The sequence below is a fragment of the Pseudomonas sp. OV546 genome (assembly GCF_900116845.1).
GTDB lineage: Bacteria > Pseudomonadota > Gammaproteobacteria > Pseudomonadales > Pseudomonadaceae > Aquipseudomonas > Aquipseudomonas petroselini.
The window spans coordinates 1-18,568 of record NZ_FPCE01000012.1 but is presented as its reverse complement, the minus strand read 5'-3'; the positions used below and the strand labels follow the sequence as shown (position 1 = coordinate 18,568).

Annotated in this window: 20 protein-coding genes and 3 pseudogenes; 9 read left to right on the top strand and 14 right to left on the bottom strand. The window is 60.7% G+C overall.

Features of this window, described 5'->3' with window-relative positions; all coding sequences use genetic code 11:
* Positions 1-276: 276 nt before the first annotated feature.
* Together BM403_RS23760 and BM403_RS23755 are read left to right on the top strand one after the other, a co-directional pair.
* The gene (locus BM403_RS23760; protein ID WP_012723816.1) at positions 277-525 is read left to right on the top strand and encodes a hypothetical protein; all 249 of its coding nucleotides are present in this window, start codon (positions 277-279) and stop codon (positions 523-525) included.
* Between the two features lie 73 nt (positions 526-598).
* Positions 599-889, top strand: a pseudogene (locus BM403_RS23755) (thioredoxin family protein); the annotation flags it as partial.
* A gap of 22 nt (positions 890-911) precedes the next feature.
* Here BM403_RS23755 and BM403_RS23750 read toward each other — a convergent pair.
* Complete coding sequence (locus tag BM403_RS23750; protein WP_093545275.1) at positions 912-2,480, bottom strand: TerC family protein; 1,569 nt, start codon at positions 2,478-2,480, stop codon at positions 912-914.
* Positions 2,481-2,768: 288 nt separating this feature from the next.
* On the opposite strand from BM403_RS23750, the pseudogene BM403_RS23745 reads away from it, so the two are divergent.
* Positions 2,769-2,879 (top strand): annotated as a pseudogene (locus tag BM403_RS23745) (DAK2 domain-containing protein); the annotation flags it as partial.
* A gap of 192 nt (positions 2,880-3,071) precedes the next feature.
* On the opposite strand, the gene sohB reads toward BM403_RS23745, so the two are convergent.
* Positions 3,072-4,097 carry a protease SohB gene (gene sohB / locus BM403_RS23740; protein WP_012723814.1) on the bottom strand — a complete coding sequence of 342 codons (1,026 nt, stop codon included), beginning with the start codon at positions 4,095-4,097 and terminating at the stop codon, positions 3,072-3,074.
* Positions 4,098-4,292: 195 nt separating this feature from the next.
* Between sohB and BM403_RS23735 the strand changes: the two genes are divergently transcribed.
* Together BM403_RS23735 and BM403_RS23730 are read left to right on the top strand one after the other, a co-directional pair.
* Positions 4,293-5,003 carry a histidine phosphatase family protein gene (locus BM403_RS23735; protein ID WP_012723813.1) on the top strand — a complete coding sequence of 237 codons (711 nt, stop codon included), beginning with the start codon at positions 4,293-4,295 and terminating at the stop codon, positions 5,001-5,003.
* Between the two features lie 56 nt (positions 5,004-5,059).
* Complete coding sequence (locus tag BM403_RS23730) at positions 5,060-5,374, top strand: SCP2 sterol-binding domain-containing protein (protein ID WP_093545272.1); 315 nt, start codon at positions 5,060-5,062, stop codon at positions 5,372-5,374.
* Positions 5,375-5,431: 57 nt separating this feature from the next.
* On the opposite strand, the gene BM403_RS23725 is transcribed toward BM403_RS23730, so the two are convergent.
* The 4 genes from BM403_RS23725 to BM403_RS23710 are packed head-to-tail and all read right to left on the bottom strand — an operon-like array spanning position 5,432 to position 7,255.
* A complete protein-coding gene (locus BM403_RS23725; protein WP_046034055.1) occupies positions 5,432-5,920 on the bottom strand; it encodes a periplasmic heavy metal sensor in 489 nt (162 codons plus the stop codon).
* Positions 5,917-6,348 (bottom strand): hypothetical protein, encoded by a 432-nt coding sequence (locus BM403_RS23720; protein WP_012723810.1) that lies wholly within the window; start codon positions 6,346-6,348, stop codon positions 5,917-5,919. Before BM403_RS23720 ends, BM403_RS23725 begins: the two co-directional genes overlap by 4 nt.
* Positions 6,345-6,923 carry an RNA polymerase sigma factor gene (locus BM403_RS23715; RefSeq protein ID WP_012723809.1) on the bottom strand — a complete coding sequence of 193 codons (579 nt, stop codon included), beginning with the start codon at positions 6,921-6,923 and terminating at the stop codon, positions 6,345-6,347. The genes BM403_RS23720 and BM403_RS23715 overlap by 4 nt, the downstream gene beginning before the upstream one ends.
* A gap of 20 nt (positions 6,924-6,943) precedes the next feature.
* Positions 6,944-7,255 (bottom strand): YXWGXW repeat-containing protein, encoded by a 312-nt coding sequence (locus BM403_RS23710; RefSeq protein WP_046034053.1) that lies wholly within the window; start codon positions 7,253-7,255, stop codon positions 6,944-6,946.
* Between the two features lie 211 nt (positions 7,256-7,466).
* Here BM403_RS23710 and BM403_RS31930 point away from each other — a divergent pair, with 211 nt between their 5' ends.
* Entirely contained in the window at positions 7,467-7,607 is a 141-nt protein-coding gene (locus tag BM403_RS31930; protein WP_163825752.1) for a hypothetical protein, read from the top strand.
* Here BM403_RS31930 and BM403_RS23705 read toward each other — a convergent pair.
* Positions 7,604-7,741 (bottom strand): hypothetical protein, encoded by a 138-nt coding sequence (locus BM403_RS23705; RefSeq protein ID WP_311132829.1) that lies wholly within the window; start codon positions 7,739-7,741, stop codon positions 7,604-7,606. The two genes, BM403_RS31930 and BM403_RS23705, sit on opposite strands and share 4 nt — an antisense overlap.
* Before the next feature lie 103 nt (positions 7,742-7,844).
* Between BM403_RS23705 and BM403_RS23700 the strand changes: the two genes are divergently transcribed.
* Complete coding sequence (locus BM403_RS23700; protein ID WP_043205241.1) at positions 7,845-8,789, top strand: sensor domain-containing diguanylate cyclase; 945 nt, start codon at positions 7,845-7,847, stop codon at positions 8,787-8,789.
* Between the two features lie 266 nt (positions 8,790-9,055).
* Here the strand turns inward: BM403_RS23700 and BM403_RS23695 are convergent, their stop codons facing one another.
* The 5 genes and pseudogenes from BM403_RS23695 to BM403_RS23675 form a co-directional block, all read right to left on the bottom strand.
* On the bottom strand, positions 9,056-9,316 hold the full coding sequence (locus tag BM403_RS23695; protein WP_093545269.1) for a hypothetical protein: 261 nt from the start codon (positions 9,314-9,316) through the stop codon (positions 9,056-9,058).
* Positions 9,317-9,353: 37 nt separating this feature from the next.
* Positions 9,354-9,575, bottom strand: a pseudogene (locus tag BM403_RS23690) (GNAT family N-acetyltransferase); the annotation flags it as partial.
* Positions 9,576-9,652: 77 nt separating this feature from the next.
* Positions 9,653-10,561 (bottom strand): helix-turn-helix transcriptional regulator, encoded by a 909-nt coding sequence (locus BM403_RS23685; RefSeq protein ID WP_093545266.1) that lies wholly within the window; start codon positions 10,559-10,561, stop codon positions 9,653-9,655.
* Positions 10,562-10,597: 36 nt separating this feature from the next.
* On the bottom strand, positions 10,598-11,293 hold the full coding sequence (locus BM403_RS23680; RefSeq protein WP_012723802.1) for a fumarylacetoacetate hydrolase family protein: 696 nt from the start codon (positions 11,291-11,293) through the stop codon (positions 10,598-10,600).
* A gap of 66 nt (positions 11,294-11,359) precedes the next feature.
* On the bottom strand, positions 11,360-12,412 hold the full coding sequence (locus tag BM403_RS23675; protein ID WP_093545263.1) for an AbrB family transcriptional regulator: 1,053 nt from the start codon (positions 12,410-12,412) through the stop codon (positions 11,360-11,362).
* 109 nt (positions 12,413-12,521) lie between these two features.
* Between BM403_RS23675 and BM403_RS23670 the strand changes: the two genes are divergently transcribed.
* A complete protein-coding gene (locus BM403_RS23670; RefSeq protein ID WP_093545261.1) occupies positions 12,522-13,421 on the top strand; it encodes a LysR family transcriptional regulator in 900 nt (299 codons plus the stop codon).
* A 4-nt stretch (positions 13,422-13,425) separates the two neighbouring features.
* Here the strand turns inward: BM403_RS23670 and BM403_RS23665 are convergent, their stop codons facing one another.
* Positions 13,426-13,755, bottom strand: a complete 330-nt coding sequence (locus BM403_RS23665; RefSeq protein WP_043206222.1) for a hypothetical protein — start codon at positions 13,753-13,755, stop codon at positions 13,426-13,428.
* A 91-nt stretch (positions 13,756-13,846) separates the two neighbouring features.
* Entirely contained in the window at positions 13,847-16,348 is a 2,502-nt protein-coding gene (locus BM403_RS23660) for a TonB-dependent siderophore receptor (protein ID WP_093545258.1), read from the bottom strand.
* A gap of 253 nt (positions 16,349-16,601) precedes the next feature.
* Between BM403_RS23660 and BM403_RS23655 the strand changes: the two genes are divergently transcribed.
* On the top strand, positions 16,602-18,568 hold a 1,967-nt coding region (locus BM403_RS23655), incomplete at its 3' end, for an RHS repeat domain-containing protein (protein WP_175538099.1).

Sequence of the window (18,568 nt, the reverse complement as noted above, 5' to 3'; positions counted from 1 at the left end):
GAATAGACAGCAGAAAGTGTGCCACACGCCGAAACAGAAAAATATGACGTCTCTAAATTCGTTATAAATCAGTCAGATGACTATTCATAAGCGGCAAGGCGTTACGCCAGCATCTGGAATCACATTGCTACCCAAGGCCCCACATGCCGGTGACAGGCCTCAATCGAGTGCGCCACAACCACCTTGCCGCGCACCGTTGCAGTGCGCCTGCAGCCTGGAAAAATCCCCACACTGGACTAGCCTTGGCACATCTCTGCCGACAAGGACCCCGCCCTGATGAAGCTCCGTCTCACCCTGGTTTTGCTCGCTTTCCTGACGGCCGGCAGCGCCTCGGCCAGCAACGACCGTCGCGAATGCAAAGAAGAACTGCGCAAGCTCAATGACGCCTTGAGCACCAACTACACCAGTCAGAACCACCATGGCTACCGCCAGGCGAAGGCCTCACGGGACAATCTGGAATACAAGAAATGTGCAAGCCAGGCACGCAAGGCGCGCGAACGCGTGGAGCGTAACGGCGACCTGTGAAGGTTGACAGTAGACGGGGGTGATATCCCAGCTTAGCGTTGGCCCAAACACCGCAGCCGACAGGGAGATCACCATGGGAATTGCCACAGACGTCATTGCCAGCAACGAGGAATATCAGTCAGTGCTGGCTGCGCACCCGACCGTTTTCATGTTGTTTGTTTCGCAGACGTGTCCGGGCTGCACAATCGCTGCGGAGCTTTTTGAACCCATCGCCAAAAAATACAACCCGGCAGTGAAAAGCCTGGTGCTTGATACCGCCAAAACCCCCAGGCTCGAACAGGTGATTAGCACGCCCACACTGGTGGTGCACGCCAATGGCAAAATCAAGGAAACACTCAACGGGTTTGGCCCCAGGGAAACCCAGGAGCAAACACTCAACGAGCTATTCAGCCGCTATGCGCAGCAGCAGGCACCAGACGCACCTGCGTCACCCGGCGCTCCTCAACGGCCGCGACCGTCAGGCGCCAGCCCTCGTGCTCCAGGCTATCGCCCACCACTGGCAGGCGATCCAACAGGCTCATGACCAGGCCAGCCAGCGTCTGGTAATCCTCGGTCGCAACAGCCTTGAAGCCGGTGCGCTGACGCACCAGATTAAGGTTCAAGGCGCCATTGGCACGGAAGCCATCGCCTTCCTCAACGATATCCGGCCCCTCGATCTCACTGGCGTCCGGCAACTCACCGGCGATGGACTCGAGAATGTCGGTCATGCTCAACACGCCCATGAAGTCACCAAATTCGTTGATCACGAACGCAATGTGGGTGGACTCCTGGCGCATCTGCTCCAAGGCGTTGAGGATCGAAAAGCTCTCAAGCAGATTGATAGCGCGGCGCGCCAAGTGCTCCAGGTTCGGCTCATTGCCGGCCAGGTATTCCTTGAGCAGCTCCTTCTTGTGCACGAAGCCCAGCGGCTCGTCGACGGCCCCGTTGCGGATCAACGGCAGCCGCGAGTAGGACGAATGCATCAGTTTCAGGCGAATACTGTCGGGATCATCCGCCAGATCGATGCAGTCAACCTTGGCCCGTGGCGTCATCAGCGTGCGGATCGGCCGTTCGGCCAATTGCAGCACGCCGCTGATCATCACACGCTCGCGTCGATCAAACAGCGGGGCTTGGCTCGCGTCCGACTCGCCCAGCAGATCGGCAACCTCTTCATCCACCTCCTCCACCGCCAGGCTGCGGCCGCCGAGCAAACGCATCACCGCGTGGGCGGTGCGCTCACGCACCGGCAACACACCTTGCGCGGACTTCTTGCGGCGTGAACGGGCGATCTGGTTGAACACTTCGATCAGGATCGAGAAACCAATGGCCGCGTACAGGTAGCCTTTCGGAATATGGAAGCCCAGGCCTTCGGCGGTCAGGGCGAAACCGATCATCATCAAGAAGCCCAGGCACAGCATGATCACGGTGGGGTGTGCGTTGACGAAGCGGGTCAACGGCTTGCTCGCCACGATCATCAGGCCGATGGACACGATCACCGCGATCATCATCACCGCCAGCTCGTCCACCATGCCCACGGCGGTGATCACCGCGTCGAGGGAGAACACCGCGTCGAGCACCACGATCTGCGCCACGATCGGCCAGAACATCGCGTAGGCCACATTGCCCGTGCGCTGGGCCACGTGGCCTTCGAGGCGCTCATGCAATTCCATGGTGGCCTTGAACAGCAGGAACACACCACCAAACAGCATGATCAGGTCACGCCCGGAGAAGCTCTTGTCGAACACCTCGAACAGCGGCTGGGTCAGGGTCACCAACCAGGAAATGCTCGCCAACAGGCCCAGGCGCATCAGCAATGCCAGGGACAAACCGATCAGGCGCGCACGGTCGCGCTGCTCCGGTGGCAGTTTGTCCGCCAGGATCGCGATAAACACCAGGTTGTCGATGCCGAGCACCAGTTCCAGCACAATCAAGGTCAACAGGCCGAGCCAGGCCGTTGGATCCGCTAACCATTCCATTTATAGAGTCTCTTCAGTCAATGTTCAGAATGCCGGGCACGGCAAAGTGCGGTCAGTGGACCGGTACAAGGCTAGCAGTCGGAATACGGGGTGTTCGAAAGACAGCAACGGCAGCGGATGTCTTGGGGAAAGACGACTGGGAGGCTCCGAGAGGGTGTTCATGCAAGTCCTGAAATAACAAAAGGACTTGAATCCTACATTCGAAACACAAATTTCCTACAACGCAAAACTATTACAAAACCTGTACTTCAAGCACACCCAAAGCCCATGTGGGAGGTGGCTTGCTTGCGAGATCTGGTGGCGAAGATTGGTCGAGCCAGTCGGCTCGGCGAGCGGTCGCGGGGGGTGCTGGATGCGGGAGCGGTGTCGTGCTGCCTGATCCTGACGCGGTTGGCGTAGCCGACTTCTTTTGAGAGTACAGAGCAACCTGTAGTGAGCGGGCTTGCCCCGCGCTGGGCTGCGAAGCGGCCCTGAACCCTACTACCGCGGTTTGTCTGAAAGCGCGCGGTGACTGGATGGGGGCCGCTTCGCAGCCCAGCGCGGGGCAAGCCCGCTCACTACAGTTGTAGCTATCATGTTCTGGCAATCGGATTACCAGAACCGTTGCTGGGTCAGCCGGCTCCACCACGTCAGCAATACCCGGTCTACCGAGCCACTGGCCGCCAGGCCTACGCGCTCTTGCAAACTCTTGCGTTCGGCATAGTGCAGGTGGAACACCTCGGCGGTCTTGGCCTTGGTGGCCAGGTATTCGTCGCTGGTTTGCAGTTCGTCGACCAGTTGCTTGTCGAGGGCTGCAACACCCAACCACACCTCCCCGGTCGCTACGTCATCGATGGCCAACTGCGGGCGGTAACGCGAGACGAAGTTCTTGAACAGCTGGTGAGTGATGTCCAGGTCTTCCTGGAACTTCTCGCGGCCTTTCTCGGTGTTTTCGCCAAACACCGTGAGGGTGCGTTTGTACTCGCCGGCCGTCAGGACTTCAAAGTCGATATCGTGCTTCTTCAGCAGGCGGTTGACGTTGGGCAACTGCGCCACCACGCCAATCGAGCCGAGGATGGCAAACGGGGCGCTGATGATCTTCTCGCCGATGCACGCCATCATGTAGCCGCCGCTGGCCGCGACCTTGTCGATGCACACGGTCAAGGGCACGCCGGCCTGACGGATACGCGCCAGTTGCGACGAGGCCAAGCCATAGCTGTGGACCATGCCGCCGCCGCTTTCCAGGCGCAGCACCACTTCGTCCTTGGGCGTGGCCAGGCTCAGCAAGGCGGTGATTTCATGACGCAGGCTTTCGGTGGCCGAGGCCTTGATATCGCCGTCGAAATCCAGCACAAACACCCGAGGCTTGGCGTCGGCTTTGTGCTTGCCCTTCTTCTTTTCGGCTTTGCCTTCGGACTTGCGCAGGGCCTTGAGCTGGTCCTTGTCGAGCAGGCTCGACTCCAGGCGCTCACGCAGGCCCTTGTAGAAATCATTGAGTTTGCTGACCTGCAATTGGCCGGCGGACTTGCGACGGCCCTTGCTGCGCAGCGCGGCAAAGCTGATCAATACCACCAGAATAGCGACCACCAGGGTGACGGTCTTCGCCAGAAAGCTCGCGTATTCGGCCAAAAAATCCATAGTTCTCCTTACAAGTGCGGTGCGCCGGGCGCGGATTGCCCCAGCATACCGACGGCATCGCGTTCGGGCCAGTGATCAAACAGCCAGCAACCCAGCGCTCTAACGCGCTTTTAAAACAAGCGTATGTTTTTTCATTGACAGCTCGCAGGCATCCTCATAACCTCGCCTGACTTTCAACGTACCGGGAAAACGGACGTGGGCAGCATCTATCTGATTCGACATGGCCAGGCCTCCTTCGGTGCAGACGACTACGACGTCTTGTCGCCCGTCGGCGTGGAGCAGGCGCAAGTGCTCGGTCGCCACCTGGCGGACATGGGCCTGGTCTTCGACCGCTGCGTGGCCGGCGACCTGCGCCGCCAGCAGCACACCGCCACCGCCGCCTTCGATCAGTACCACGCCCTCGGCCTGCCGGTGCCGGCCCTGGAAACCGATAGCGCGTTCAACGAATTCGATGCAGAAGCGATCATCCGCGCCCTGCTGCCCGACCTGCTCAGCACCGAACCCGAGGCCCTGGAGATCCTGCGCAATGCCGCGCAGAACCGCAGCGAATTCCAGCGCATCTTCGCCCTGATCATTGACCGCTGGCTGGCCGGCACCTATGACCCACCTGGGTTGGAGAGCTGGTTGGGCTTTGTGGAGCGCGTCCAAGGTGGCCTGCAACGCATTCTGGAAGCGGCGGACAACTCGCAGAAGATCGCAGTGTTCACCTCCGGTGGCACCATCACCGCCCTGCTCCACCTGATTACCCGAATGCCCGCGGCCCAGGCCTTCGAACTGAACTGGCAAATTGTTAACACCTCGCTCAACCAGCTGAAATTCCGTGGTCGCGAGGTGGCACTGGCTTCCTTCAACAGTCATACCCACTTGCAACTGTTGAAGGCGCCGCAGCTCATCACGTTCCGATGAACTGCGGCCAACCGTGACCCCAAGGTCACTGGACTCCACCCTAAAGGATCGAAACCATGACTGACGTAGCCAAAGCTGTAGAAGCAATGAAAGCCAAATTCAACCCAAGCGCTGCCGAAGGCTTGGACCTGGTGTTCGGTTTCCGTATCGACGACACCAAGAACTTTTCCCTGGTCGTCAAAGACAAGACCTGTGAACTGCACGAAGGCGAGAACCCGGACGCCCAAGTGACCCTGGTCATGGACAGCGCAACCCTGGAAGGCATCGTCGACGGCTCCACCGACGGCATGCAGGCCTTCATGGGCGGCAAGCTGCGCACCGAAGGCGACATGATGCTGGCGATGAAGCTGAGCGAGCTGTTCCCTTCCTGATTCACGGGCTACCCTGAATCCTGATCCCGCCCTTACAGGCGGGATTTTTTTTGCCCGTCATCTCGAATTCAACACCGGCTTATTGAGCTTTTCTCCAGGTTTACCCTGCCCGCGCAAGTACAACGCCTCCACCAGTTTCTGCCGTTCATCCTGGGGCAAGGTGCTGGCGAACTGCGCCAAGGTCGTGTCCACCAACGCACGAAGTGCCATATCCGCTTCGCGGGCCTTGGCCAACTCGGTGACCAGCACGTCCCGGTCCAGCGTCGGCGCTTCCAGTTGCTTGATCACCCCCAGGCGCGCCGCACGCCCGGCCATGATCAACGGCTGGCTGTCAGCACTGTTGTGGCGCAACAGTTGGCGCAACTCCCTGCGCCGCTCCGGCGGCAACTTGATCATGGCCTGACGCAAGCCATGCTGGTTGACCACCATGTCGGCAGGCTTGGCGCCAGCCATCCAGTGGTACAGGCCACCGCCCACCCCACCGATCAAAAACACATTGAGCAATACCGAAACAAGCAACCACGGTTTCAGGGATTGGGCGGTCATTGCTCGGCTTCCTCGGCGTTGACGGTAAAGATGACTTGCGCATCACCCTGATCGAAGACGCTGGGCAGCACCTCGGAGGACAGCATCGGCAGCGGCACGCTCATGGACGCCACCAGCATGCCGGTGACGACCCCGGCGATGCCCACGCCCACCAAGCCCGCAGGTGACAGCCAAGCGGCATAGCGCGACCAGAACGACACGCGGCGCGGCGCTGACTGACGGATCTGTCGGGCCAGGGCCGGGTCAGCCAATACCGCTTGATGGCTGTCCAGTTGGGCGTCCAGCCAGCCCGCCTGTTCCAGGGCTTCGCGGGCGCTGGGGTTCGCGCTGTCGAGCAGCGCCTGGGCCGCGCCTTGCTCGGCCGCAGGCCAACGCCGTAAGTCGGCCCCATAGGCGTCGGCCAGATAAGCAAATCGTTCGGGTGTCATGATGTTCCCCTTCCTGGGCGGGCAAGCCCGGGTGTGTCGGCAAGTTGACTGCGCAACTGGCGTCGGGCCCGCGACAGCAGGCTCTCCAGTGCCTCGACGCTGATATTCATCAGGGCCGCGGCGTCGATGTTCGACAGCTCCTGGTAGTACTGCAACACAATGGCTTCGCGCTGACGCTCGGGCAATGCCGCCAAGGCGGCGGCCATGCGGGCGTTGCGCTCAGTGGTTTCCAGCTGTTCATCCAGCGGCGGCGCGCTGTCCGCCAGCGCCAGCGTGTCCGCCTCGGCCAGCGGGCGCTCCTTGCGCCGACGCAAACGGTCATGGCACAGGTTGAGCGCCACCCGGTGCAACCAGGTGTCGAAGCGCGCTTCGCCACTGCGCCAACTGGCCGCATGCCGCCAGATGCGCAGGAAGCTTTCCTGGGCCACGTCCCTGGCTTCGTCGGCATCCCCCAGGATCCGGCCGGCAAGCGCCAGCAGACGCGGCAGTTTGCGCGTCACCATTTCGTTGACGGCCGCAGGTTCGTTGTTCCCGATACGCGCCAGCAGTTCAACGTCCGGATCAGTGTCTTTCAATCGGGCAGTTCTCTAAGACTTCAGCGGATCCAATGCCCTTCACGCCAGTACCAGTTGGGGCCATGCGCTTCCCAATGGCCCGGCTCCCAGCGCGCATTGCGCATGACCGGCTGCCAGTGCCCCGGCACCCAAGCGTAACCGCGCCCTTCCCAGCGCCAGTGCCCACGGTCCCAGGCGTAACCCGGACGTTCCACGGGGATCACTTCCACGCGTGCCGGCGGCGGCGCCTGGCGGATGATGATTTCGGTCTGGGCAAACACCGGGGTGCTGATACACGCGGCGAGGGCCAGCGGAGCAAGCAAGGCAAAACGCAATTTGGCCAGGGGTCTCATGGCAACTCCTTCATGCAACGCGCGAAAGTGCAGGTCGCTGATGGGTTGAACGGCGGGTACGAAATAATCCGTCGCAGAACGCGCGGATTATTTATGGGCAGTATTGCCCAGGGGATGGCGGGGCTTGATGAAATGTTTGAAAGCTTCGCGACGGATTTATGCAGGTGGCAGCGTTGAAGGATTAACGCTGATCAACCCGAGAGGAAACACCATGTACCGCCGACTTTCCATGCTGGTTGCCGCATTGCTGATCGTCAGCCTCAGCGGCTGTGTGATCGTGCCGGAACACCGCCATTGCTGCTGGCGTTATTACGGCGCGCTCGACACGCCGTCCCACACCGTCAACGGCTAGCTGACCGCCGCAAACCCACGGCGCCCGGCCTTGATCTCGGTGCGCAACTCGCCAATCAGGTTTGAGACGGAACGGATGCTGTCCAAACCCTCCGGGGACACGCCCGTCAGCAGCAGCTCGACCCGACCGGACACCGGTTCAAAGATACCTCCCGTCTGCTGCGTCGGTGAGCACTTGACTCCACGCGCCGATCAAAAGACGCTCTTGGCTTTTGGCCATCATTGTGAGCAGCCCACCATGAGTATCGACCCTCCGAGCCAGCCCGACAGCGATGTGTACAAGACCTTGCTGGAGTCGACCAAGGCCATCCCCTGGCGCATCGATTGGCAGACGATGACCTTCAGCTACATCGGCCCACAGATCGAGACATTACTCGGCTGGACCCCGCAAAGCTGGGTCAGCGTGGACGATTGGGTCGAGCGCATGCACCCGGACGACCGCGAATACGTGGTGAATTTCTGCGTATCGCAATCTCGCGCCGGGGTGGACCATGAGGCGGATTACCGGGCGCTGACCGTGAACGGCGACTACGTGTGGATTCGTGACGTGGTGCATGTGGTGCGTAAGGACGGTGAGGTCGAGGCGCTGATCGGTTTTATGTTCGATATCAGTGAGCGCAAGAAAACCGAAGAGCACTTGGTGCGCCTGCAAAAACAACTCGAGGAATATTCCTACCAGGATGGCCTGACCGGCATCGCCAACCGGCGCATGTTCGACACCGTGCTGGAACGGGAATGGGCCAGCGCCCAACGCAGCCAGTTACCCCTGTCATTGATCATTCTGGATATCGATTTTTTCAAGCAGTACAACGACCACTACGGCCACATCAAGGGCGATGAGTGCTTGCGTCACGTCGCACACACCCTGTCCAAGGCAGCCAACCGGCCACGGGATTTCATTGCGCGTATCGGTGGCGAAGAGTTTGTGTGGCTGCTGCCGGAAACCGATGCCGCGTCGGCCAGGCAAGTTGCGCAACGCTGCCTGCATCTGATCCGCCAGCAGCAGATCGAGCATGGTTTTTCGGCGGTCTCGAACCTGCTGACCTTGAGCCTCGGCGTCGGCACTCGCCTGGTAAAACCTGAGAGTCCGATGCTGGTGTTTGTCGAAGAAGTCGACAAGTTGCTGTACCAGGCCAAACGTAACGGGCGGATGCGTGCGGAGTTCAGCAACGCCGAAGTTTGACGTCGAGGCCAAATTTCAGGCAAAAAAAATCCCAAGTAGCTGATGGAAACTTGGGATTTAAAAATGCATAAACCGTGGGAGGTGAACGCCCGGCTATAGTACCGACTGTAAAAAGCCGTAACAAGATTATTTTATTCCTTTCGTCGGATTAAAAGCGCCGTAAGTCGTTCAATAACCACACCTTTTTTAAGGTAGGCAGGTATATAAGTGCCACTTTTTGGTGCAACTAGCGCCTATATTTCCACTTATAAAAAAGGGTTATTGGATTAACGCGGTGTGGCACTTATCGGTGTGTGCCCGATCAACTGCTCGCATGTGTCTCGGGTTTCAAGAGTATTAGACAACACCGAACGCGCCACACTTTCCACCTGCCTACACAGTGCCAGGCGCTCATTGGCGGCTTCCCGTTCGCGGTCCACGTCGGCGTTGAGCCGGACGAAATAGATGCCCAGCAACACCGCGACGCAGAGTACCGCGACGGCGAAGTAGCGAAAGCTATGGGAGGACGGCAGCTCGGGTGCGTTCATGAGCTTACGGCGCCCTGCTCTTCTCGTAACGTACGTCGTCGCCCGTGGCCAGGTCGACCATGCTGAAGGCGGCCGGCTGGCCATTCACTTCAGCGATCCATGCGCAGGGCGCGGCGCGGATGCTATCGGCCAGCCCCTGCGGGGTGATGCCCAAACCGGCCATCTGCGCGACGCTCAAGTGGTTTTGCACCACTGAAGTACGGATAGTGAACAGCGTATCGACATCGTCCTGTGTCGCCGCCCGGATCGTTGTTTGCATACTGGCCTCCCTGATGAAGGTCGCAATTGTATGCAAATACAAACACAGCGATTGTCGTGGATTTGTAAACCTGTGGCCTACACCGCATCCCCCTGCTGTTGGCGACGAAATTGCCCCGGCGCTAACCCATGGGCCTTGCGGAAACAACGGGAAAAATACGCCTCATCGGTAAACCCGCAACGGTGCGCGATGGGGCCAATCAGTTGCGCACTGTTGAGCAACAACGTGCGCGCCAACTGCATGCGCCGGTCGAGCACCAGGTGCGAGAAAGGTTTACCGGTTTCCTTGCGCAACAGGTGGGTGAGGTAGTTGGGTGACAGGAACGCAGCGGCGGCCGTGTCGGTCAGGTTGAGGGTCGGCTCATGCAGGTGTTCGCGAATGTACCCCTGCACACGCGCTAATGCATCCTTGCGCCCACGTCGCGTGGCATTGTTGGCGGCCAGGGCTTGCAAGGGCTCGGCGTACTGCTCACACACCAGGCCGACCAGTTGAAACAGGTAGCCCTTGAGGCGCTCGCGCGCGCCGAAGGTACGGCGAGCGTCGAGCTCGCGCATGTGCGTGAGCCAGGTTTGCACATGAGTGAAGGCCGCATCATCGAGGATGAAGTCCAGCTGTTCCTGGAAGCGAAACGGCGACAGCTCGGGGGCCTGGCCGATGGGGATGTCTTCCAGGTCCAGGGGATCGCACGTCAGTTGCGGCAGGAAAAACGCCTGGCTGAAGTTGATCAGCATGAACTCGCCGTCCTCGGGATGGGGAATCACATGCAACCGGTGAGGCAGGATAAACGCCAGCGCCTTGCGCGGAAACGGCCGCACCGCGCCGCCGATGTGCTGCACGGTGTCGCCGCCCAGGTTGATCTGGATCTGGAAATACTCATGGCGATGAGGATGGGTGAGCGCCGCCCTCGCGCGTTTGTCGCGGATGTAAAAGTCGGGGCGGTCGCTGCGCTGTTCCATGCCGTAAGTGGTAACGCGGGTGCCTGGCATAAGGGTCTCTCGGGTGGCCTGGGCCCCACTTTAGCCTCAACGTTGGCGGAGGGTGAAACGTAACTCGCCGATGCCGTCGATGCCGGCGGTGACCACATCGCCTGGCTGCAACGCGCCAACGCCGGCGGGCGTGCCGGTGAAGATCAGGTCGCCGGCCTTGAGCGCGACAGCGTTGGAGGCATGGCTGATCACTTCACTGACAGACCAGATCTGGTCAGCCAGATCGCCCACCTGGCGTTGTTCGCCATTGACCTGGAGCCAGATTCTGCCGCTGGACGGGTGCCCTACCGCACTCACCGGTTGCAGTGCGGTGCTTGGCGCGGACTCATCAAACGCTTTGGCCCATTCCCACGGACGCGAGAGCTTTTTCGCCTGGGCTTGCAGGTCGCGACGGGTCAGGTCGATGCCGACACCGTACCCCCAGATGTGGGAAAACGCCTGTTCCGGGCTGATGTTCACCCCGTCCTTGCCGATGGCCACCACCAGTTCCACTTCGTGGTGCAGGTCGGCGGTCAGCGGCGGATAAGCGATCACGCCTTCGGCCGGCACCACGGCGTCCGCCGGTTTCATGAAGAAGAATGGCGGCTCACGGTCCGGGTCATGCCCCATCTCACGCGCGTGCTCGCTGTAGTTGCGGCCCACACAGAACACCCGGCGCAGCGGGAAGCGCGCTGCACTGCCCTGTACCGCGAGGGATGGGGTTGGGGTGGGTGTCAATACGTAGTCAGTCATCGCCTGTTCCTCTTCATTTACCTGACCCCAGTATGGCGAGGAGCGCCAAGGCGAAGTTGGACAGGCTTACGCAGATTTTGCACTGACCGGTGCTTGCACCTGCGACTCCGGATTCAGCAGGCGATAAAGTGGCAAGCACGCCGCCTGGATCAACAGCATGCGGATCACCTGCATCGCCGTCACCAGCGTCACGGCCAGGCCCAGGGCCTCGGCGGTGAGGCTCATTTCCGGTGCGCTGCCGGGCATCATGCCCAGGGCCAGCGACAACCACGGCATGCCCAACCCGGCGCCGAGCGCCCAGGCAGCCAACGCTGTGGTGATCACCGAAGCGGTCAATAACAGCAGCACCTTGGCCAGCAGACCCGGCGCACGACGGAAGAAACTGCGGTCAAACGCGACGCCCAATGCACAGCCGATCAGCAACTGCCCGCTGCCGCTGAGCCAGCCCGGCATGCTCATCGACAAGTTATTGCAGCCCACCCCCACCGCGCAGATCAGGAACGGCCCGAACGTCCACGGGTTGGGCAGCTTGCATTGCTTGAAACCCAGGGCCGCCAGCCAGCCCATCGCCAGGATGAAGATCAGCCATGGCCAGATCACCGGCAATGGCGCAGGCGCAGCCATCGCGGGCAGGCCGAAGGTGGCAACGGCAGGAACCGTCAGCAGGATCAGCAGCAACCGGATGCTGTGGGCGGCCGCGATGAACGCAGTATCCGCCTGCCGTTGGCGACCCAGGTGCACCATCTCGCTGGAATTGGCGGGCATCAAGGCGAAGAACGCCGTGCCGAAGGCCACGCCCCAGCGATGCAGGATCAGCACCGAACACAACGCCAGCACCAACGTCAGCAACACGGCCGTGACGATCAGCCCAAGGTGGGCCGCCACCTGCTGCATCACCGGCAACGTGAAATGACAGCCGATGGCGACCGCCACGATGAGTTGCCCGACGTGGCGCCCATGGGGAATCTCCGGCACCCGGCCACCGGCGCAGCGAGTCAGCATCACGGCCACCAGCGAGCCAATCACCCACGGCAATGGCCACCCCGCCCAACTGGCAAGGCTACCGCCCAGGGCGCCGACGATCAGGGTGACAAGCCAATAGGCGCGAAAGTTGGGCATCGTGTGGCACTCGGCATGGAGAAGAATGCCGACAGGTTATAGACTTGCCTTCATCACAGAAAATATCCATTTGTGAAGCCACTCATCACACTTTTTTATGCGAGCCCGTATGAACCTGAAAGCGTTGGAGTACTGCGTCGAAATCGCCCGTCAAGGCGGCTTCACCAAGGCGGCCCAGGCGTTGCACGTGGCACAACCGGCGCTGAGCATGGCGGTGAGTCGCCTGGAAGAGGAGCTGGGCGTAGCCCTGTTCAACCGTGCCACGCGGCAGATCAGCGTGACGGCCGAAGGGCAGTTGTTCCTGGCGCGTGCCGAGGCGTGCCTTGAAGGGTTGGCCGGTGCCCGGCGTGAATTGCAGGACCTGACCCAGTTGCACAGCGGCGAGATCCGCGTCGGCGTGCCGCCGATGTATGGCATCCGTCATATTCCCGAATTGCTGATGCAATTTCGCGCGCTCTACCCCGGCATCGCCATGCATGTGGTGGAAGGCAGCGCCGATGACATCAGCAATCGCCTGGCCACGCGGAACATCGATGTGGCGCTGCTGGAGTCGCGGCGGGTCGACCCGGATTGGGAGTCGGTGTTGCTCGGCAGCGACGAAATGGTGTTGTGCATGCATGCGCAGCACCCACTGGCGGCAGCGTCGTCCATCCCGGCCGCGCGCTTGCAGGACGAGCCGATGCTGGTGTTCGACAACACCTTCCTTCAGCGCCATCTGCTGGACGCCTTTTGCAGCGCGGCTCGGGTTCGGTTCAGCATTGCCCTGGAGAGTAATTTCGTGCCGCTGGTGATTACCGCCACCCGCAGCGGAATGGGCATATCCACCCTGCTGCGTTCAGTGCAGGAGCAGGAAGCCGGGCTCGTGGGTGTTTCTTTCGAGCCCGCGCAGTTCATGCACTTCAACCTGTGCTGGCGCGCCAACGAGTACCTGTCCCAGGCCAATCAGCGATTTATTGAAACGGCAAAGGCGTATTTCCAGGACGATGAGCGCTCACCGTTGTCGGGCTAAGTGGTCACTTACGCGCGACTTTATAGCGCACGCAATCCTGGTAGAAACCCTGGCGAATCGCCTCAGGCTTGAGCCGCGAGCGGCTGTCGTAGGTTTGTTCGGTGATGCCCATGGCCATCATGCGCATCCACGATTTATTGAATTTCATGGATTGGATCTTCTGCCGCGCCGCATACAGCGACACCCCGGACAACTTGAGCTCCTGGGCCCTGGCGGCGGTGCCGGCACCCCAACTGCACATGTACTTGTCACCTTCGCGCAGCTCCCGTGCCTGCACGGCAGCCGCGCCGCCGGCCAGGGAGCAGGCGATCAGCATGATTCCAACAGTGCGCATTTGCATCCCCACCTAACCACCTGAAAATAAAAGCGATTCTGGCGAGGATTTTGTTACAAGGGGGCCATTAAAGTGCCTTATTTACCCCTCATCACCACTGGTAAGTCGCACTTGCCTGCACGGTGCGCTGCGAGCCATACCAGCACCACGAGTAGGAATAGCAGGACGCGACATACTCTTTATTCGCCAAGTTGGTGGCGTTGAGGGCCAAACGCAGATTGTCCTTGAGGTGGGTAATGTTCGGGATGTCGTAGTGCACCGCTGCGTCAAACAGGGTATAGCCCGGCACTTTGAGGGTGTTGGCGGTATCGCCCCAGGACGAACCGACATACCGCGCGCCTGCGCCAACGCCGAAGCCCTTGAGCTGGCCGTCGTGGAAGGTGTAGTCGGCCCACGCGGAAGCGGTGTGGCGCGGCACGCCGTACGTGGTGGTGCCTTCGGCAGCGATGGCCGGGCCTACGCCGATGTCGCTGATGGGCGCATAACGCACGGTGTTGTTGGACTTGCTGAGGCGGTTGTCCAGGTAGGCATAGGCGGCGGTGATGTCCAGGTTATCGTTGAGGCTGGCCTTGCCTTCCAGTTCAAAGCCACGCGATTGCACTTCGCCGTCCTGGCTCTGGCAACGGCCGGTGCCACACAGGTGAGTGGGGTCCGGGTCGGTGGTCAGCACGTTGGTCTGGCGCAGGTCGAAAATAGCTGCAGTGATAAAGCTGTTGCTGCCCGGCGGCTGGTACTTGATGCCGATTTCATACTGCTTGCCTTCGGTCGGCTTGAACACCGAACCGCCGTAACCGGTACCCGATTGCGGGTTGAACGACTCCGCGTAGCTGGCATACGGCGCCAGGCCGTTATCGAAGAGGTAAACCAGGCCGATACGGCCGGTGAACGCCTTGCTGTCCAGCGACGACTTGCTCTTGGCACCGCTGCTGAGGGTCTGCGTGCTGTTATCGGTGCTGGCCCAGTCATACCGACCGCCCAGCAGCAACACCCATTTGTCCCACTTCATCTGCTCTTGCAGATACGCACCGGTCTGTTCGCTGCGCGAGGTGCCATCGGTGGTGTAGGCCGGCACCGGGACCGCCGCGCCATACACCGGATTGAAAATATCCAGGGTCGGGCCTGCGGTGTAGACGCCTGACCCGGACAGGGTGTCGGTGCTGGTGTTCTGGTAGTCGAGCCCCATCAACAAGGTGTGCTGCAGCGGGCCGGTGTCGAATTTGGCCTGCAACTGGTTGTCGAGAGTGTAGGCATCCATGTTGACATCGCTGGCGATGGTCGAACGGCGAATGGTGCGGTAATCCGTCTGCAGGTAGTTGCTGTAGAGGCTGCGATACTGGCCTTCGCTGCGCAGGTACCGCGCATTCTGGCGTACCGTCCACACGTCATCGAAGTGATGCTCGAACGCCCAGCCAATGGAGTAATACTCGCGGTCGCTTTTCTCGAAGTTCTTTTCGCCATCGTAGAAATCCACATCGATGCTGCGCCCGGTCGGGCTATGCAGCACCGAGCCCCAGGCCGGCACCGAACCGTAGGAGGCGCCTTTGGGGTCCTTCTGGAAATGCCCGAGCAGGGTCAGCGAGGTGGCGTCGTCCGGGCGCCAGGTGAAGGCGCTGGACAATGACTGACGGCGCGTCTCGGTGTGCTCTACCTGGCCATCCGCATCGTCGAAAAGCCCGGCGACACGGTAGGAATACACGCCCTGATCGTCCAGCGGACCACTCAAGTCGAAGGTGGTGCGCTTCTTGTTAAAGGTGCCGTATTCCACACCCACTTCGTGAAACGGCGTGTCCAGCGGGCGCTTGCTGACCATGTTGATCACCCCGCTCGGCGTGCCCTGCCCGTACAACACCGACGCCGGGCCGCGCAGCACTTCCACGCGCTCCAGGTCGAAGGCGTCTTTCTGCGGCAAGGCGTCACGGCTCGATGGCATGCGCAGGCCATCCAGGTAGGTGGCCGGGGAGAAACCGCGGATGGTCAACTGGTCGAGACGCGACGCGGTGGCGCCACGGGTTTCCGGGATGACGGCGGCGCTGTAGCGCAGGATCTGGTTGAGGCTCTCGGCGTTTTGCGCACGCATCTGGTCTTTTGTGACGATGGAAATCGACTGCGGGGTTTCGATCAGCGCGGTATCGGTCTTGGTGCCCGACACGCTGCGCGTGGCCACATAGCCGGACACCGGCCCGGTCGGGCTTTCGCTCTGGTAGGCGCCGCTGATGGTGGTGGCCTGCAGCTCCATGGCGCCGCCGCTCTCCGGGATGGCTTCCAGACGGTAGCGATCGGCGGAGATCTTCAACGCTTGCAAACCGCTGCCGGTGAGCAACTGGTTCAGCGCTACATCGGTGTCGTATGGACCGCTCAATCCCTTGCTGCGCTTGCCCCGGGTCAAGCTTGCATCGAATGCCAGTACCAACCCCGCCTGCTCGGCCAGGCTATTGAGCGCCTGGCTCAAGTCACCGGCAGGAATCGAGAAACTGCGCACGGTGCTGCTGCTCTCTTCGGCGAAGGAGGACTGGACGGTGAGCAACGGCACGGCGGCAAAAGCCATCGCCACTGACAGGGCCAGTGGATGCAAGGGACGAGCGAGACGCGACATGGGAAATCCTGCGTAAGGGAGGTTCTATTAACCATGACGGCCATGTCGGGAAATCGGGCAAGGATGAGAGCGATTTTTATTTGAGACGTACGAATGCAATCAGGTTTATCGCTTTTTTGTGTAGCCGTTTAGCTGGGTTTCTCGCGGATTTTCCCGCGGTGTAGTCGGCCTTTTCTGAATTTCTCAACCGTTCATCCAGCCGCTTTTTGCTGCGGCATGCTCCGACGCCTTGCCCTCTGTCGAGACGTCACGGATGACCCACGCTTCCCACATTGCCCTGATCGAACATGAACTGGACGGCTTTCATCAAAGCCTGGTGATTTATCGCCAGCAGATGGGCACGTGGTATTCGCGTGCGCTGGACGCCGTGAGCCATGGGCTGGACATGCCGTCGTTGTTGGGGATGGACCGGGTGTTGCGGGTGGGGGATGCGCAGCAATCGGTGAGCCTTTCCGATGCTGACTTTTCGACCGTGACCCGCTGCCCGGTGGGCGGCGAGCTGAAGATCGAGAGCCTGTTCGAGTCGGTGTATGACGTGCCGATTGGCAATATCCCGGTCGAGATCATCGGGCTGGATGATGGCAGTTCCACCGTGATCATGCTGGATGAACAGGGTAAGGGCTCGCACCACTGCGCGGCGGGCGAGCGCTATCAGGTGCGGGTGCAAGGCGGGGTGTCCGAGGAACAGGTCGACGCGCTGTTTGCCTCTTACGCCGGGCTGACCGGGGATCTGGAGCGGTGGCTTCGGGAGCAGTGGTCTGGCTTCAAACCGCACTGGGAACGCTCAACCGCCAGTGCAATTGGCAGCGGCCTGTTGGCGGGCAGTTGGGCGGCGATTCGTGATGTGTGGGACAGCATCAAGCTGGTGCAGGCGATTCTTGAAGACCCGCTGAAGTACGTCGAGCAGTTGGGCACCGAAGCGGCCAAGTTGGCGCAGATCGCCACCGATGCGCCCAAGGTCATGGAACAGGCCATGTTGCTGGCCAGTGACGAGGCAGCGCTATACCTGATGTTGCGCACGGCGATGATCTGGTTGGATGCATTGCCACCCAATGAAATAGCGAACGTGGCGGCTGGGTTTGTGGTGTCGCTGCTGATCGACTTGGTGATTGGCGTGGTGTTGACCATCGCCTTGCCTGCGGCGGGTGTGGCGTATTTGAGTCTGCGGTTGGTCAAGTATGGGGCGCAGATTCTTGATGCAGCGGTGAGCTTTGTTAAGGGTCTTTTGGCGATTCTGACGAAGTTCATGCAGGCCGTGGATCGCTATAAGGCGGTCGCGGTTCGCGGGGTGGTCGGAGCCCTCAAGCAAGGCACGATGCAGATGCGCTGGAAGGCGCGGCAGAACGCGGTGCTGAAGCAGAAAGAGCATGTGGATGATGTGCCGGCTGCTGCTCGCAATCCCAACGGGGATGCGGCTGCCTCTTCCGACAAAACAGCCACTAACGGTTGCCCGGTGTCGATGGTCACCGGCGAGGAACTGCTGACGCTGACCGATGGGGCGTTGGACGGAATTTTGCCGTTTGAGTGGACGCGCTTGTACCGCACCAGTGCGGTGGAAATGGATTGTGGGTTGGGGTTTGGCTGGAGTCACTCGCTGGCGCATCGGCTTGCTGTTTCCGGCGACTCGGTTGTTTGGACCGATCATGAAAATCGCTCGACCACCCTGCCCTTGCCTTCCGTTTCTCGCCCCGCAATCACCAATAGCCTTGCCGAAGCGGCGATCTACTTGGGGTCGTTGCCTGATGAACTGGTGCTGGCGCAGGCGTCACGGTTCTACCACTTTCGCGACGGGGCGCTGACGGCGATCAGCGATGCGTATGACAACCGGTTGCGCATTTCCCGCAATTATCTGGGGCAGATTGAACGGCTGGATAACGGTGTCGGGCGTTCGTTGTTTTTGCGTTATGCGTCGGGGCGGATCGTGGCGGTGGATTATCAGATCCAGCGCTTTAAGGACGATGGTCCATACGTCTGGGTGACGGAGCAGAAGCTTGTTTCCTACGCGTATGACGGTGCTGGGCGACTGGTTTCTGCGACCAATGCTGTCGGTGAAAGCGAGGTTTATCGGTACGACGAACAGCACGTCATTCTTGAGCGTGGTTTGGCCGGTGGGGCGAGTTTCTACTGGGAGTGGGAACGGGCTGGTAAGGCGGCGCGGTGTGTGCGGCATTGGGCCAGTTTCTCGCAGATGGACACGCGGTATGCCTGGGATGACAACGG

Coding starts and splice junctions, on each gene's coding strand:
- BM403_RS23725 (WP_046034055.1), bottom strand. CDS start 5,920: ATGACCGCCCAATCCCTGAAACCGTGGTTGCTTGTTTCGGTATTGCTC.
- BM403_RS23750 (WP_093545275.1), bottom strand. CDS start 2,480: ATGGAATGGTTAGCGGATCCAACGGCCTGGCTCGGCCTGTTGACCTTG.
- BM403_RS23760 (WP_012723816.1), top strand. CDS start 277: ATGAAGCTCCGTCTCACCCTGGTTTTGCTCGCTTTCCTGACGGCCGGC.
- BM403_RS23665 (WP_043206222.1), bottom strand. CDS start 13,755: ATGCGCACTGTTGGAATCATGCTGATCGCCTGCTCCCTGGCCGGCGGC.
- BM403_RS23720 (WP_012723810.1), bottom strand. CDS start 6,348: ATGACACCCGAACGATTTGCTTATCTGGCCGACGCCTATGGGGCCGAC.
- BM403_RS23680 (WP_012723802.1), bottom strand. CDS start 11,293: ATGACTGACTACGTATTGACACCCACCCCAACCCCATCCCTCGCGGTA.
- BM403_RS23695 (WP_093545269.1), bottom strand. CDS start 9,316: ATGAACGCACCCGAGCTGCCGTCCTCCCATAGCTTTCGCTACTTCGCC.
- BM403_RS23660 (WP_093545258.1), bottom strand. CDS start 16,348: ATGTCGCGTCTCGCTCGTCCCTTGCATCCACTGGCCCTGTCAGTGGCG.
- BM403_RS23710 (WP_046034053.1), bottom strand. CDS start 7,255: ATGAGACCCCTGGCCAAATTGCGTTTTGCCTTGCTTGCTCCGCTGGCC.
- sohB (WP_012723814.1), bottom strand. CDS start 4,097: ATGGATTTTTTGGCCGAATACGCGAGCTTTCTGGCGAAGACCGTCACC.
- BM403_RS23675 (WP_093545263.1), bottom strand. CDS start 12,412: ATGCCCAACTTTCGCGCCTATTGGCTTGTCACCCTGATCGTCGGCGCC.
- BM403_RS23670 (WP_093545261.1), top strand. CDS start 12,522: ATGAACCTGAAAGCGTTGGAGTACTGCGTCGAAATCGCCCGTCAAGGC.
- BM403_RS23700 (WP_043205241.1), top strand. CDS start 7,845: ATGAGTATCGACCCTCCGAGCCAGCCCGACAGCGATGTGTACAAGACC.
- BM403_RS31930 (WP_163825752.1), top strand. CDS start 7,467: ATGTACCGCCGACTTTCCATGCTGGTTGCCGCATTGCTGATCGTCAGC.
- BM403_RS23730 (WP_093545272.1), top strand. CDS start 5,060: ATGACTGACGTAGCCAAAGCTGTAGAAGCAATGAAAGCCAAATTCAAC.
- BM403_RS23685 (WP_093545266.1), bottom strand. CDS start 10,561: ATGCCAGGCACCCGCGTTACCACTTACGGCATGGAACAGCGCAGCGAC.